Annotated in this window: 15 protein-coding genes; 3 read left to right on the forward strand and 12 right to left on the reverse strand. The window is 31.2% G+C overall.

Annotated elements, in window-relative coordinates:
• Window positions 1–206: 206 nt before the first annotated feature.
• The 3 genes from FYJ71_RS04335 to FYJ71_RS04345 all read right to left on the reverse strand — a co-directional run bounded on the left by FYJ71_RS04335 (window position 207) and on the right by FYJ71_RS04345 (window position 1,315).
• Window positions 207–545 carry a type II toxin-antitoxin system RelE/ParE family toxin gene (locus FYJ71_RS04335; RefSeq protein WP_154537601.1) on the reverse strand — a complete coding sequence of 113 codons (339 nt, stop codon included), beginning with the start codon at window positions 543–545 and terminating at the stop codon, window positions 207–209.
• Window positions 542–847: a type II toxin-antitoxin system RelB/DinJ family antitoxin gene (locus tag FYJ71_RS04340; protein ID WP_154537602.1), complete on the reverse strand. Its 306-nt coding sequence runs from the start codon at window positions 845–847 to the stop codon at window positions 542–544. The genes FYJ71_RS04335 and FYJ71_RS04340 overlap by 4 nt, the downstream gene beginning before the upstream one ends.
• 324 nt (window positions 848–1,171) lie before the next feature.
• Window positions 1,172–1,315 (reverse strand): hypothetical protein, encoded by a 144-nt coding sequence (locus FYJ71_RS04345; protein ID WP_154537603.1) that lies wholly within the window; start codon window positions 1,313–1,315, stop codon window positions 1,172–1,174.
• Window positions 1,316–1,887: 572 nt separating this feature from the next.
• On the opposite strand from FYJ71_RS04345, the gene FYJ71_RS04350 reads away from it, so the two are divergent.
• On the forward strand, window positions 1,888–3,615 hold the full coding sequence (locus tag FYJ71_RS04350; RefSeq protein WP_154537604.1) for a rolling circle replication-associated protein: 1,728 nt from the start codon (window positions 1,888–1,890) through the stop codon (window positions 3,613–3,615).
• Between the two features lie 183 nt (window positions 3,616–3,798).
• Here the strand turns inward: FYJ71_RS04350 and FYJ71_RS04355 are convergent, their stop codons facing one another.
• Complete coding sequence (locus FYJ71_RS04355) at window positions 3,799–4,197, reverse strand: hypothetical protein (RefSeq protein WP_154537605.1); 399 nt, start codon at window positions 4,195–4,197, stop codon at window positions 3,799–3,801.
• A 702-nt stretch (window positions 4,198–4,899) separates the two neighbouring features.
• Here FYJ71_RS04355 and FYJ71_RS04360 point away from each other — a divergent pair.
• The gene (locus tag FYJ71_RS04360; protein WP_154537606.1) at window positions 4,900–5,325 is read left to right on the forward strand and encodes a hypothetical protein; all 426 of its coding nucleotides are present in this window, start codon (window positions 4,900–4,902) and stop codon (window positions 5,323–5,325) included.
• Between the two features lie 801 nt (window positions 5,326–6,126).
• Here FYJ71_RS04360 and rlmD read toward each other — a convergent pair.
• The 5 genes from rlmD to FYJ71_RS04390 form a co-directional block, all read right to left on the reverse strand.
• Window positions 6,127–7,491 (reverse strand): 23S rRNA (uracil(1939)-C(5))-methyltransferase RlmD, encoded by a 1,365-nt coding sequence (gene rlmD, locus FYJ71_RS04370; RefSeq protein ID WP_154537607.1) that lies wholly within the window; start codon window positions 7,489–7,491, stop codon window positions 6,127–6,129.
• Window positions 7,492–7,623: 132 nt separating this feature from the next.
• Window positions 7,624–8,325 carry a pseudouridine synthase gene (locus FYJ71_RS04375; RefSeq protein WP_154537608.1) on the reverse strand — a complete coding sequence of 234 codons (702 nt, stop codon included), beginning with the start codon at window positions 8,323–8,325 and terminating at the stop codon, window positions 7,624–7,626.
• A gap of 14 nt (window positions 8,326–8,339) precedes the next feature.
• Window positions 8,340–9,215: an Hsp33 family molecular chaperone HslO gene (gene hslO, locus FYJ71_RS04380; RefSeq protein ID WP_154537609.1), complete on the reverse strand. Its 876-nt coding sequence runs from the start codon at window positions 9,213–9,215 to the stop codon at window positions 8,340–8,342.
• Window positions 9,216–9,286: 71 nt separating this feature from the next.
• The gene (locus FYJ71_RS04385) at window positions 9,287–10,051 is read right to left on the reverse strand and encodes a class I SAM-dependent DNA methyltransferase (protein ID WP_154537610.1); all 765 of its coding nucleotides are present in this window, start codon (window positions 10,049–10,051) and stop codon (window positions 9,287–9,289) included.
• Window positions 10,052–10,118: 67 nt separating this feature from the next.
• Complete coding sequence (locus FYJ71_RS04390) at window positions 10,119–11,312, reverse strand: L-serine ammonia-lyase (RefSeq protein ID WP_154537611.1); 1,194 nt, start codon at window positions 11,310–11,312, stop codon at window positions 10,119–10,121.
• A 181-nt stretch (window positions 11,313–11,493) separates the two neighbouring features.
• On the opposite strand from FYJ71_RS04390, the gene FYJ71_RS04395 reads away from it, so the two are divergent.
• Window positions 11,494–12,375, forward strand: coding sequence for a dihydrodipicolinate synthase family protein (locus FYJ71_RS04395; RefSeq protein WP_154537612.1), 882 nt, complete (start codon window positions 11,494–11,496; stop codon window positions 12,373–12,375).
• 37 nt (window positions 12,376–12,412) lie between these two features.
• On the opposite strand, the gene FYJ71_RS04400 is transcribed toward FYJ71_RS04395, so the two are convergent.
• The 3 genes from FYJ71_RS04400 to nrdE all read right to left on the reverse strand — a co-directional run bounded on the left by FYJ71_RS04400 (window position 12,413) and on the right by nrdE (window position 15,833).
• Complete coding sequence (locus tag FYJ71_RS04400; protein WP_154537613.1) at window positions 12,413–12,631, reverse strand: hypothetical protein; 219 nt, start codon at window positions 12,629–12,631, stop codon at window positions 12,413–12,415.
• Between the two features lie 72 nt (window positions 12,632–12,703).
• The gene (nrdF, locus tag FYJ71_RS04405; RefSeq protein WP_154537614.1) at window positions 12,704–13,693 is read right to left on the reverse strand and encodes a class 1b ribonucleoside-diphosphate reductase subunit beta; all 990 of its coding nucleotides are present in this window, start codon (window positions 13,691–13,693) and stop codon (window positions 12,704–12,706) included.
• Window positions 13,694–13,718: 25 nt separating this feature from the next.
• Window positions 13,719–15,833, reverse strand: a complete 2,115-nt coding sequence (gene nrdE / locus FYJ71_RS04410) for a class 1b ribonucleoside-diphosphate reductase subunit alpha (protein ID WP_154537615.1) — start codon at window positions 15,831–15,833, stop codon at window positions 13,719–13,721.
• Window positions 15,834–15,845 lie beyond the last annotated feature (12 nt).

A 15,845-nucleotide genomic window follows, 5' to 3' on the forward strand; every position in this document is an offset into this window, starting at 1 on the left:
CAAATAAAAATACACGCTACACATTCATTTCCATGCAAGGATAATGTGGGCGTGTATTTTATTTAGGGCTCTTATGAGTCAGCCCCTTAAAAACAGTTTAATATTCAGTTAGGCAGGTCTAAACTTTCAACCCAACCATTTCTATACCGCATATTGGTCAGCGGTAAACTTGCATAATTAATAATTTTTCTGTACAAAATTCAGGTCTATTCTTTATCATGGTAACTGCCCGACTTTAATTCTTCTTCCAGATTTCTTTTTCTATATAGAATCCTTGAAATAATAACTTCTGCTTTTTCTTCTTTAACCAAATAAAAAATCAAAAAATTATCACATGGTACAAGATGTAGCCCCCTGCTTTTCCATGGTTCACTATCCATTAAACGATGTCTCATAGGGAATTCATCAAGACTGTGTATAACCTTTTGAATTCTATCTATCTGACCTTTTGCATTTTGAGGAGACAATAGGATAAAAGTAATATAGGCATAAATCCCCCTTAAGTCCTCTTCTGCTTCTCGAGTAATAGTAACTAAATAATTCATATACCAAATTCCTTATCCAAAGATTCAAACACTTCATTTATCGGTTTGGTTCTTCCTTCAAGGGCATCTTGGTATCCTTTTTCCAACTCCATATTAAGTTCATCCTTCGTTATGGAAGATATATCAATCGGTTTTCTATAATTCAATCTCGCATCAAAAGGAAGTCCCTGTTGCATAACCACTTGCTTATAAAACATAGTAATAGCACTTGATGGTGGTAGTCCTAAAGCATTTAATATTTGCTCTGCTTGTTCCTTTAATTCCGGTTCAATACGTACATATAAATTCGCTGTCTTAGCCATAAAATCACCTCTTTCATTGAGATAATTATACAACATTGTATTGGCATTTGCAAGTATGCATCATCTTTCGATAGTGTCAACTTTTTATGGAGTTTTTTCATCCTATTTCTTTATTAGGCTTCTGAATGTGCACATGATCTTCATCTGCAAATATATGTAGCTCTTTAACAGCCTTTCGTTCCCTATTTTTGCAAATTGATATATTCTCTATTTTGCTTTTTAATATCGCATTTCTTACGCTTTGTCTACTAATACAATCGACTCCAACTAGAGCTTTATTTTTCTCATATGAATATTCTGTCGCTTTATCAACTAATGCAGCTTTTATATAAATTCTTTAGATGTCTTCTTGCACTCTTCCAGAATTTTAGGACAAACTGATGACAAATCCTGTTCTTCATCAAATATTAATATTTTTTCTATATTTTTTACCAATTCTAAGCAATATTGTTGTATAATAGTTTCCATAGAGATTACTCCTTTGTTTATTTTTTTTGGTTAACTGTATTTTAACATATTAGGATGTAATCTCTATTTTTTTATTTCAAAAACTCCATACTTATTTTACACTAACCAACAAAACAAATTAGTATAGATAAGCCCTCGAGGTTGCCCTGCAGGCGGCATTGCCTGCATAAAAGGTTTATGGTGCATCGAAGGGCTTTTTTTAGTATCAATTTAGATAAGCCCCTTCGGTGGTTATGAAGGAAAGCGAAAAAAATAAAAAATCAATATTATTTTTTGTATCGCAGACTTTTTAAAGTCGAGAATAAGAAAAAAATAAATTGATTTTTTATTAAGTTTTGTAATTATAAATATAGGTAGAATTGAGGGTGATACTATTGTTAATTAAGTATTATAATTATAGGTCAAGAGTCTATTATAAATTAAGATATTAAGGGTTTACGTATGTTAAATTTGGTTTCTTTATTGCCGGATTTAAAAAATTTCAGGGCATTACACAACTTGATTTAATTAATAGATTATTATTTTTTGTTGAAGAAAATAATATTTTTAAAGAAATTAAAATTAGTGATGATGTGACAAGGATTGTATCACCTTTGATTTATATTAAATTTGATATTGATACACTATCTATTGTAATGGATAGTGAGGGAGTGAGGTATAGTCCTTCCTTAGACGACTTCAGAATAGAATTAAGCAATATATTTATTGAATTTGAATTTGAAGATATTTATGCATCAGATGGAATTGTTACTTATGTATTTTCGGGATTAAAAACGGAACGAATTGATTATTCAGAAATGGATGATTTTGATGTATCTAGTATGAATCTTATAATTCCATTAAATTCAAAAGTATCATGGAATTTAAATACTACATCTCATGCATTAATTGCTGGCGGTACTGGTAAAGGTAAAACGTATTTAATTTACCATATAATACATTGTTTGTTAATTCAGAATACTGAGTTATATATTTTTGACCCTAAAAATACTAAACTAGGTACACTGAATCATATTAATAATAAAATTAATTGTTATTCTAATTCAAATACAATTAATTCTGATATATTTAAAGTATTAAGATATCTTGAAGGTGAAATTTTGAAACGTTCAGACTTGCTATCGAAATTGAATATTAGCAATCCTCGTAATTTGAATGGTGTAGAATTTGACTACAGAGATTTGAAATTGAATCCTATAGTATTAATTATTGATGAGTTGAAATCGCTTAAAATAGGGCTGAAAGACGCTAGGAAGGATTTTGAAGACAAGCTATTAAGGATTGTAATGTTGGGTCGACAATTAGGCATATTTGTCATTTTGGCTACTCAGAAAGTAAATGTAGATACGATTAGTAGTGATATTAAGGTTAATTGTAGTGCATTATTTACTGTAGGTAATATGGATTCAATTTCATTAGTTCAAATTTTCGGTTCAACTGATGGAGTTGAGAAAATATCAAGGTCAGAAATTGGAGTGGGATATTTGTCATTTGATGGTGATGAAGTGATTAGAGTGGAGTATCCATTGATTAATGATATCGGCAATTTTGAGAATTGTACTTTAGCCGAAAAAGTGATTAAGCTTAAGAGAAGAAAATTATATTATCAGAAACAGCGTCACGAGCTTAGAAGATTAATAGATATTAATCTTAATGGAGATTGTTCTTTCGTAACACTAACTTTTAGAGAACATATTGAAGATATTGAATATGCTAACATTGAGTTTAATAAGTTTATCAAAAGGCTTAAATATCACTTAGAGAAGTTAGATTCTGCTTTTGAATTGAAGTATCTTGCTGTTAACGAGAGAACTAAAAAAAATCGTGTTCATTATCATATTGTGTTTTTTGATTTTCCATATATTAAAAAGAGTGTTTTTGAAAAAATTTGGGGATACGGTTTTATTGATATACGATTGATTAGAGAAAATATGAAAACAAAAGATGGTGAACTTGTTCCAAGAACCAATGTTGCTTTATATGTCTCTAAGTATTTTGCTAAGCAATATGAACTTGCAAATATCGATTTACAGACTGGCAAAATTAATAATGATAGTTATAAGAAAAAGGCTTTTTTTAAATCAGTTAATTTAGAAAAAGTTGTATACGAAAAACAGTATTATTCTGATGATGTTTTATCTTCTATTATGGAAAAGATGAAAGAAAAAGCTGTACATAAAGCTAATTATACTAGATTAATTGCAGGCCCTGAATACGAAAAATTTAAGGAGTTAGTTCCATCAGGAGTAAGTTATTTTGTTTTATCGAAAAAGGATTTTATAGAACTTTTTAAAGAATGATTTTTTATTTTTTAGAGTTGTATAATATATGAATAATGTATATTTATATAGAATTAAACCTTTGGCAAAAAGTAATTTACTATATTTGTTATATTATTTATTAAAAACGATATAACATTAATTATTGTATTATTTTTTTGATATAAAAAATAATACAATAATTTTCCGATGATATCTTTTATTTTATTTAAGTTTAGTCAAGAATGTAAATTCTTTATTTTTTTCTTCAATTTTTGTTAGAAATTTTTTAGTGAAATCTAAATTATATTTATCTTTATTTAAATAGGATATTCCTTCTAAAAAATTGTCATTAATTGAAATTATTTTTATTAGTTTTTCATGGATATCTTCTATATTAGGTATTATACCTTTTGATATAAATTCTTTTTGATATCCTCCTAATAGTTCAACGAAAATTTTTTCATATGTTTTAATATCTAATGCTTTATCTAAGAAAATAAAATTTATATCGTAAATCATATCTTCATGATTTTTTTTAATTATTTCTAATAATAGATTTGTTATACAACTTAATTCTAGATCAGAATTTAACTTTTCTATATCATTATTATTTAAATCCATGCTATTACTCCGTTTCTAAATTAAATAGGTGCAACGATTTCTATAGCTATCATTATCCAATATGTAATAGTTTTTGAACCTGTAGCTTTTAATATGGCGCTATTTAATCTACCATATGTAATTTTATCAAATTTTTCAAGTGCTCTTAATGCTGGTTTTATATCATATATTACATTACCAACTTTTACAGCTGCTTTTCGTCCAAAATTTTTTCCTACAATATTAGTAATTGTTGTTGTGTTTTTAATAATCCATTTAATAGCTTTTTTTGAAATATATTTTGGTGCAGATTTTGGCTGTATTTCATTGAAATTGTGTTTATTTATTGTATTTTCAATGAGATAATTTTTTCCATATTTACATATTGTTTGTCATCGCTATAGAACGCTTCAGATACAATTACTGTTTGAAATCCAATTATAAGTGCCAGTATTAATGGTATTATTTTTTCATTTTTTTCTCCTTTTTTACAATTTTTATTAATCTTGATTTTAAAATAACAAAAAATAATTATCATGTCAATATGAAATTACATATATTTTCTGATTTTTTTTATATAACTCTAGATATTATATTGGTTGTATATTATATTGATTGTTATAAATGTATACTTGTATTTTAAAATTAAAATAGCCATAATTAAGTTATATACTTATTTTTAAGTGTATTATTATATTAATATTTTAAAAGGAGTATAAAATTATGGATTATTTTTCAATTTTAGAAATAAGTAAGAAGTTAGGTATAACAAAGAGTAAGATATATTACAAGTTACGTTCTGATGAAAACTTTAAACTTTTATTTACAAAAGATTTAAAATCAGATTCTTATGTTGCACACAAAGATAATATTGAAAGTATTGGTAAATACTTTAATATAGTATTGGAAAAGTTTGAAACAGTTATGAAAAATAATTCTATTGATGATGATATTTTGTTAAAAAGTAAAAATGATATCATTACTGTATTGAAAGAGGAAATAGATGTTTTAAAATTGCAGCTTGCCGAAAAAGATTCTCAGATAAGTAAGTTATTACAGATAAATCAAAATAATCAGGTGCTTTTACTCGAGGATTCTAAAATTAAGAGTAAATCTTTTTGGTTTAGGATAAGGGATTTTTTTAAATAAACAAGATAGCATTCTACATATATATGATTTAAATATTGTTTTGGATGGAATTGAACTGGATCTGATATTGATATGCAAAATGGTGAACTGAAAAATGATAATTATAAGAAAACAGGAGAGTTGTTACCTTCTGGAGTAAGTTATTTTGTAATTTCTAAAACTGATTTTGTTGAACTTTTTAAAGAATAATTTTATATGTTTAATGAAATTTGTGTTATAATAATATTAGCTAAATAGTGATTAGGTGTATAACGTTAGGTATATCACCAAAACCCCCAGTAATTGCAGTTACTGGGGGTTTTTAAGTTTTTAAAGAAAAAACCTTAAACTTTTAGGCTAGTTGTCTAAATAACTACCTAACTTCCTGCGATCTGAGATTTTTAGAATTTGCAATGTTTCTTATTTTACCTTTCAAACTTTCTGAACTTATCTTTTATAGCAAGATATGCCTTTTGATGCCTATCTCTTCTGCCTGTTTATTCGTAATAATATTACTCTCTAAAAAGAATTTTCTAAAGTATCCATTCTATCACCTTCTTTACATTTACGCTTTTATAATAGATTATTAAAGAGTATTTGTAAGAGAATATCTACCAATTCGTCCTTAATGAAAAAGAGATAACATTTCTGCTATCTCTGATTCCTAAAATCATATTTTCAGTCTTTACTTATCACTTTTTTTGTGGCATTTATTTTACTATCTGCATAAATCACTCCCCAACTATATTTATGACTTAAGCTTTTTCTAATACAAGTTGCTAAAAATAATTGATTTACTTTATCAGCTTTATCTTCCCATTTTTAAGCCTTTGTTTTTGACAAAAGAATTATAGTCTCACAGTGTGGTGTTGACGGAAATAAATCCATAAGCTTCATCTTCTCAACCTTATATCCTCTGCTCTCAAACTCCACCAAATTATCAACTAATGATCTTGGATTGCAGCTCACATACACAATCTCCTTAGCTCCAAAATCTGATATATCCTTTACTCCATTACCCAAAATACCTGCTCTAGGAGGATCCACAATTATCAAATCTGGTTTTTCTGGCAGCTCACTTACTATTTTCGATACATCTCCTGCAATAAAGCTACAGTTTTCAATATTATTGAGTTTTGTATTTTCATTTGCTGCTTGTACGGCTTCTTCTACTATTTCGATTCCATACACCTTTTTTGCAGTTTTGGACATCATCTGACCAATTGTTCCTGTTCCACTATACAAGTCAAATACAACTTTTCCGTCACCAGTATCTCCAGCAAAATTTCTAGCTATTTCATACAATTTTTCAGCACCTTTTGTATTTGTCTGGAAAAAAGAAAAAGGTGATACTTTAAAACTCAGCCCTAGAATTTTTTCAGTATAATAGTCTTGTCCAAACAATACATTTAGCCTATCACACTGAACAGCATCTGCAAGTCCATCGTTTATAGTGTGTAATATGCTTACAATATTACCTTTTAAATCTAAATCTAGTAGCATATTTTTATATTCTTCCATATCGAAATCTAACTGCGATGATGTAACTATATTTATCATCAGCTCACCAGTATTTTCACCTTTCCTCACAACAAGGTGTCTCAAATATCCTTGATGATTGAACCCTCTATAGTAAGGTATTTTTCTCACATCAAAAAAATCTCTGGTGCTTGCCATTATAGATACAAAATCAGAATCTACAAGCCTACAATCATCAACTGTTACAATATCAATAAATCTACCCACTTTGTGCATCCCAAGTGATAATGGTCCATCTTTAAACTCATCACCAAATGTAAATTCCATCTTGTTTCTATATCCAAAAACATTTGGACTTGATTCTATTCCCAAATACTGGAAACCAGTTATATTCTTCTCTTCAAATAATGCAAGCACCTGTTTTTCTTTAAGTCTTAGCTGCTGCTCGTATTCAAGTGACAGTATGCTACATCCACCACATTGTCTAAAATGCCTACAAGTCTCTGCCGTTTCAAGACTCGATGGCTCGATAAGCTCTAGCATTTTGACTTCGGCACTATCTGATCTAGATTTTTTTACTACTGCTCTAACTTTTTGACCAGTAATCCCACCCTTCATCTTTATTCTTTTTCCATCAAATTGTGAACGGGTCACACCGCCAAATTCCATCTTTCCTACTTCAAATTCTATTATATCTTTTCTCTTCATATATTATCCTTACTTATAAATTTTTCGATATATTACTCAAAAATTGTTTAATTTTTCTTGTGACTTTTCTATTTCCTTAACTAAAATTTTCAATTTATTTTTTTGACTTTTCTATTTCTTTAACGAAGATTTTCATCTTATTTCTTCTAGCTTTTCTATTTCTTCTTTTGTTAGCTCTCTGTATTCGCCAAGCTCCAAATCTTCATCTAATTCCAAATTACCCATTTTTACTCTTTTCAAGTAAGTCACTTTTTTTCCTACTTGCTCAAACATCCTCTTTATCTGATGAAATTTCCCTTCTGTAATTGTCACAAATGCAGTATCTCCGTTTGGCTCTAACACTGCAGGTTTTGTCAGCTTTTCTTCTCCAATGTCCAACCCCTCTTTAAATTTTTCGACATCTTGTTCCGTTATTTCTCCATCAACTTCAACATAGTATTTTTTAGGAACGTGCTTCTTCGGTGAGAGTATCCTATGTGCCAATTGTCCATCATTCGTAAGCACCAAAAGTCCTTCAGTATCTTTATCCAGTCTACCAACTGGAAATGGTTCGAGAATCTGGTACTCCAAATCTATTAAGTCTATTACAGTATCATCATACTTGTCAAAGGTTGCAGATACTACTCCACTTGGCTTATTCATCATCAGATATATAAACTCCCTGTAGACCACTTCTATGTCATTGAAAACTATTCTATCTTGCTCTGGATTTACATGCACATCAGATTTTTTAACCTCTTTATCATTCACAAAAACCAGACCTTGTTTACAATATTTTTTTATTTCACTTCTCGTACCATACCCCATATTTCCAAGTAGCTTATCTAATCTCATACTTTCTCCTATTTTTAAAGTTCATTTAGCAGATTTGTCAATTCCTCTTCACTAAATTTATATTTTGTATTGCAAAATTGACAGCCTACCTCTGCACCTTTATCTTCCTCAATTATCGTCTTTAATTCATTTTTACCAATTGCGACTAATGCCTTTGAAACTCTTTCCTTCGAGCAATCACACTCGAAACCAACTTCGGTTTTATCTAAAATTATTGGATTCAATCCCTCCAATACTACATTCATGATATCCTCTGGTGTCATACCTTTATCAAGCATTGTCGTAATTGATTCTAGCTTAGAAATATTTTTTTCTATCTGAGAAATTGTTTCGTCAGTCGCATCTGGCATCATCTGTACTATAAATCCACCTGCCTGCTCAACCTCATCTGATTTCGTCAAAACACCCAATGCAACTGCCGATGGAGTTTGCTCAGATACAGTGAAGTAATATGTAAAATCCTGTGCTATTTCCCCACTCACAACATCATATTCGCCATTATATGGTTCCTTTAGCCCCAAATCTTTTATTACTTTTATCGTCCCCTCATTTCCTACCGCTTTGGCTACATTTAATTTTCCATTTTCATAATTTTCGACCTCTACATTTGGGTTAGTAACATACCCCTTTGTAATTCCAAAAGCGTTTGATGTCGTTAATATTGTTCCTATCGGTCCTCCACCTTTAATGATAACTGTAACCTTGTCTGTGCTATTTTTCATCATCAATCCCATCATAGAAGTTGCAGTCAAGGTTCTACCCAATGCAGCTGTGGCGACTTTTGTCGTATTGTGGTAAGCTCTTGCCTTTTCTACCATATTTCTAGTCGTGCAGAAAAAAGCTCTTGCCTCTTTATTTCCCGTTGTTACTCTTATACAATAATCTTTCATCTATCTTCTCCTAATATACTTTAGTAAAAATACATACTACTATTTTATTTATATTTATTAATATCTTACTATCATTTCTTTGACATAAAGAACAATCGCTGAGAATTTTCTTTGGATTTTTCCAGATCGAAATCGCCAAAAACTTCTACATCTCTAAATCCAACTTCTTTTAACAATGTTACCAATTCACTTTCCTCATATGCTCTTTGATGATGAACTTCTCTATATCTTTCGTATAGATTATCTTCCTCATCATCTTCAACTTCGACCTTTACAAAGAAATCTAATTCCATGTCTATCAGATTTGTTTCTTCGTCAAAGTAGTTTGTCCACATATATGACAAGTTTTCCCTAGACTCTCCCATGAAATTATTACCTAAAATACTCTTTATTTTGTAATATGAGCTGATATCAAAAATAAATACACCTTCTTTTTTCAATAATTCGTACACTTTTGCAAATACTTTTTTCAAATCATCTATTTCAGTGATGTAATTAAATCCATCACAGGCACATAGCACACAATCTAAATCGTACAAATCGAAATCTAATTCCACTATATCTTGTTCTAAGAGAACTAAGGGTATTCCCATTTCCTCTGATTTTGACAGTGCAACATCTAACATCGAGTACGATATATCCACACCTGCTATGTCATAGCCTTTCCTTGCCAGTGGAATAGTGATATTTCCTGTCCCACAAGCTAGTTCAAGAATATTTTTCACACTCGATCCGCTTTTTTTAATAATTTTTTCAATATGGTTTACCCACATTTCATAGTCTACATCATCCATCAAATCATCGTATATATACGCAAAATTTTCGTATTGACTCATATTTTTTCTCCATATTTGATATTACAAAAAAATGGTATAGAGACAAAATGCCTCTATACTCATTAAACTAACATTCAAACCACTTTGCCAAACCACCTTTGGCAGTTTCTCTATACTTATCCATCAAATCTATACCTGTTTCTTTCATTGTTACAGTTACCTGATCGAAAGAAATAGTATGTGTTCCTTCGGTATTTAGTGCATATTTTGCAGCTGCAATAGCTCTCTCTGCTGCCATTGCATTTCTTTCTATACATGGAATTTGAACATAGCCATATACTGGATCGCATGTCATTCCAAGATGATGCTCCAATCCTATTTCGGCGGCATATTCAATCTGCTCCAATGTTCCACCAAATAAATATGCTGCACCTGCTGCTGCCATTGAACAGGCTGTTCCAACTTCACCCTGACATCCAACCTCTGCACCTGAAATAGAAGCATTTGTCTTTACAAGATTACCTATAAGACCCGCCACGATTAACCCTTCTATTACGTGTTGCTTAGTATATCCATTGTGTACCATCAGTGAATAGAAAACACCAGGTATTACTCCTGCCGCACCACATGTTGGAGCTGTTACTATATTTCCACCAGAAGCATTTTCTTCAGATGCTGCCAATGCAAATGCATAATCAAGCGTTGTATAGTCTTTTGTAGCTAGGTATTTTTTATAAAATCTCGGTGCACGTCTCTTTAGGTTAAGCTTTCCAGGTATTACAGTATTAGTTTCAATGCCCTTGTCTATAGCGGCTTTCATCGCATCTGCAATTCCATTCATAAAGTCAAGAAAATCGTCGTCTTCTCTTTCCAAAACGTACTCAACAAAATTCATTTCTCTTTCTTTACAGTATGCTATTATATCATCCAATTTTGAGTGCTCATAATATACTTTACCAGTCGTTTCGTTTCTCTTTCCTTCTTCGGCAAGTGTACCTCCGCCTACAGAAAATACTGTCCACTCATCATATGAATTTCCATCTTTGTCCAATGCCTCAAGCTTCATTCCATTAGGATGAAACTCAGGATTGATATCAGCTCTCCAGATAATTTCAACAGATTTTGGAGCAATAGTTTTCTCAATGATGTAGTCAGTTAAATGACCCTTACCAGTTGCTGCCAAACTACCATACAATGTACATCTATAGCTATTTGCATCCGGATTTTTATCCATAAATCTCCTAGCAGCTCTCTGTGGTCCCATTGTATGTGAGCTCGATGGTCCAGATCCTATTTTATATAATTCTTTAAGTGTATCCATATTTCCTCCATTGTATTATCTACAAATTTTTTTCTTCACACTAATTATATCATAAATCTAAATAAATGTATTAATGTATTTATTTATTGTGTATAATAAAAAGTGTGTATTAAATACTGCATATGGGTATAAAATACTTATAATTAATTTTGAGTATCAATAAAATTACAGGAGGGATATTATGATTAGTAAGGGTTTATCTATAAATTTATTAACACCATTCACAGAAACAAATGAAATAGATTTTGAAAGTATCGAAAGACAAATTGAGGTATATATTGCAAATGGTGCAAAATCTCTAATTTTGGGTCGTCCTTTTGGTGAGTTCTTGACAATGAACGATGATGAAATTATCGATGTGGCTGAATTTGTTGTAAAAAAGGTAGACAAGAGAGTTCCAGTAATCGCACAAACTGGCTTTAACGATACAATTAGATCAATAAAGCTTTCGTTAAGGGTAAAAAACGCTGGCGTTGACGCCTTAATATTGCTCGCTCCATACTATAGCTTGGGCAATGAATCGGGAATATTAAATCATTTTAAATCAATTGCCACTGCTGTTGGATTACCTTGTTATATTGAAAATGATTCTGAAAAAACAGGAGTTGACATTTCAGAGCACATAGCATTGCTTTCTGAAATTAAAAATATTGTCGGCATAATTGAAAATACTGATGATACAAGAAAGTATATATCAATTATTTCAAAAGTGAGCAATAATTTTCAAATAGTCTGTGCAAATGATAGAGCTATATTTCCTGCACTTAGCCTTGGTGTAAAGTCGTTTATTTCACCAATTTCAAATATTTGTCCTTCTGATATTAGTGAAATCATCGATTTTTATGAAAAATCGGACATTGAAAAATCTAGAAATAAATTTTTATCTATGTTGGAATATTTCGATGTATTCTCTCAAGAGGTTCAACCAGTTCCAATAAAAACTGCAATGAATATGCTTGGCTATGATGTTGGAGATTTCAGATTACCTTTGAGTGGAATGAATACGGACTATGCGGCAAGAGTCGCAACATTGATTATGGATCAAAACATAAGAAAACTTTAGTTTTTAAAAAATAGGCTGACCAATTGGTCAGCCTATTTTAGTTGATATACTTACTACTATTTATTATCTTTTTGTATTCCTTGTTTATCTCTTGCTTAAATTCTTGATTGTAAACAAGTTCTAACGCAAAGAATATCTCGTCTTCAAACAATTCGCCAAACTTTTCAACGGCTATTCTCTGTTTTTCTTGGAAAATTTTCTGATTTTCATTCATAAATTTTCTATTTATATATATTGATTTTTTCTTTTCGTCCATATGCTCCTCGCTACAATTAAAAATTTCGTAATTTTTTTACCACAGTATACTATTATACAACGAATACTGATATTATTCAAATATAAAATCTGAATCCTCTAAATCCTCATAAATACCCTTTTGATATCCATTCCCCTTTGTTGAAAAGAAGTCATGTGTTTTTGTTTCCGTGCTAAGTCCATTCAATACGATTGCATTGACTGGTTCAACCTTGTAAAATTCTCCAAATCCAAGGTTTGTCAGTGCTGTATTAGCATTGTATTTCAAAAAATTGATAACCTGTTCTTCTAGACCAGTGCCCTCATACAACAATCTTGTATACTTTTCCTCGTTATCCATCAATTCCTTTAACAAGTCGTACATCTTGTCTTTTAACTCATTTCTATCGTCATATCCAAATTGATTGTATTTTTCTTGAGCCAAAAGACCGATGTATTTTCCGTGAAGTGACTCATCTCTAAGAATTAGAGAGATTATTTCTCCACTTGAAATCATTTTGCCCTGTCCTGCCAAAAACAATGGATAGAAAAATCCACTGTAGAAAAGAAAACTTTCCAAAAATACACTTGTTACCATTGACAAATAAAGGCTCTTTGGGTCTGTCGTGTTTTTATACTGTCTAAGAACTATTTTAGCCTTATTTTGTAGTAAAGGTTCTTCTTCTATCCATATAAAGAGCTCATCTATTTCTTTTTTTGACAGAAGTGTCGTAAATATACTTGAATAGCTTTTGGCGTGAATTTCTTCCATAGTTCCCATAAACGACAAGACTGCCTTCCTCTGCAGATTTTCGGTTAAATCCATCATTGATGGTATTCCGTCATTTCCTTGTTTTGTATCCAAAAGAGTCAACCCAGCCAGAACCCTTTTGTACAAAATCCTTTCTTTTTCTGATAAATTCGACCAGCTTGGAATATCCTTTGATATAGGAATTTCCTCTGGTAGCCAGAATTGTTTTACATTCTGGTCCCAAAATGCTTGTGTAAATTCATCATCCTCTGTATCCCAATTTACTGCCTTATGCACTTTATTTACTTGATCTATCTCTTGCAATTTGTTCATTTTTTTATTCTCTCTTTCTGCAATATTAAACTGAACAAGCGACACAATCGTTATTAAGGTCTCTCAGCATTTTTGTTCTAGTATAATATAAGCTCTTCAATCCTTTTTTGTATCCATAAATATAGTATCTAGCTATATCTCGAGTCGTCTTATCGTCAGTCACAAACAATGTCGTTGAAATCCCTTGATCTACGTGAGATTGTACCGCTGCAACAACATCAATCACCTTCATCATATCTGTATTGTAGGCACTTTTATAAAATATCATATTTTCATTTGTCAAATACGGCATTGGATAAATTGTAGTTGAATCTCCGTATATTCTTACTTCGATCTGCTCTGTTATTGGCATAACAGAAGATGTAGAATTTTGCACGTAACTAATGCTCTGAGTAGGAGCTATAGCCATCAAATATGCATTGTAAATTCCGACTTCCTTTACCTCGTCAAGCAACCTTTTCCAATCTTCCCTCGTTGGAATGTATATCCCCTCAAATAGCCTCTGTACCTTTTCGTATTTTGGTTTAAAATCAGTAGTATAGTATTTTCCAAGAACGGAACTCTTTTCGCCCTTTGCATACTCCGATTTTTCAAATCCCTCAAATTTTTCATTTCTTTCCTTTGCGATATCCATAGAGGTTTTTATTGCATAATATCTTATCATTGCAAAAAATGTATCGCAGAAATCTACAGCTTCCTTTGTATCGTACATAATATTATTTTTAATTAGATATCCATGTAGATTCATCGCCCCCAACCCCACAGAATGACTTCTATCATTTCCATTTTTGATAGTTGGAACTTCCTCGATACTAGTGATATCACTGACATCAGTTAGAAATCTGATTGCAACATCGACTGATTTATCTATCTCTTTGTTTTCCATCAAATTTGTAATATTCAATGATCCCAAATTACAGCTTACGTCCTGTCCCCATGTGCTTTCAGTCGAGCCGAAGCTCTTTATATCAGAAGGAGTTTGGTGTTGGAATATTTCACAGCATAGATTCGACATCCTTATCATTCCAACATCTTTTAAGGTATGCTCTCTATTTGCCGTATCTATATAAACTATGTATGGATAACCACTCTCCATTTGAGTTGCAGCTATTCTCGTAAGCATTTGTCTTGGATTTATTTCCTTTTTTCTGATATCAGGGTCTGCAACAAGTTTATCATACCACTCATCCATCTTTAAATCATCAAGATGAAGTCCATATTTCTTAAATATTGAATGTGGATAAAAAGCATATCCAACTTCATTTTTTTCAGCCAATTCCATAAATTTATCTGGAACAATAGCCCCAATTGACAATGTAGCAAGCCTAACTCTTTCATCGGCATTTATTTTCTTTGTATCCATCAGGTTATCAAAATCTGCGTGTAATACATTTAAATATACTGCTCCAGCACCTTGTCTAGCACCCATTTGATTAAAATAGCTAAAACTCTGTTCAAGCATTTTTGCCACTCCTACCACGCCACCACTGGCACCTTCTATCCCCTTGATAGATTCTCCTCTGGCTCTTAGTCTTGTAAGATTGAGTGCGACTCCTCCACCAATCTTTGAAAGATGATTTGCAGAAGATACTGCATAGCTTATGCCTTCACAGCTATCTTCAACTGTAAGCAAAAAACAACTTACCAATTGACCTGCTCTTTTTCTTCCCAGATTCAAAAATGTTGGCGTTGCAGGCTGAAACTGCTGAGATATCAAAGATTTTGAAACTTTTTTTGCTACTTTCTCATCTCCATTAGCAATTGCCAGAGAACATATCAATATCTTGTCTTCATAAGTTTCCAATATATTCTTTCCATCATCTGTCTTTAGTGCATAATTTTCGTAAAACTTACTTGCACTCATAAACGATTTAAATTCAAAACCCTGTGACTTTATATAATTGTATAATTCCTCAATATATTCCCTGCTATATTTATCTATAATCTTTTTTTCATAATAATTATTATCCACAAGATAATCTATCTTCTCTCCAAGATTGCCAAAGCAAAGCATCCTTTTATCAACAGAATCTCTTAAGTATAAATCTAATGCTTCTTTATCTTTATGCAATTGATATTCCCCGTGTATATCTCTCACTATAACTTCATTGTTCAGTTCAATATAGTTCGTCGTTCTCATGCGCTATCTCCT

Source organism: Peptostreptococcus porci (genome assembly GCF_009695815.1).
Lineage (GTDB): Bacteria > Bacillota > Clostridia > Peptostreptococcales > Peptostreptococcaceae > Peptostreptococcus > Peptostreptococcus porci.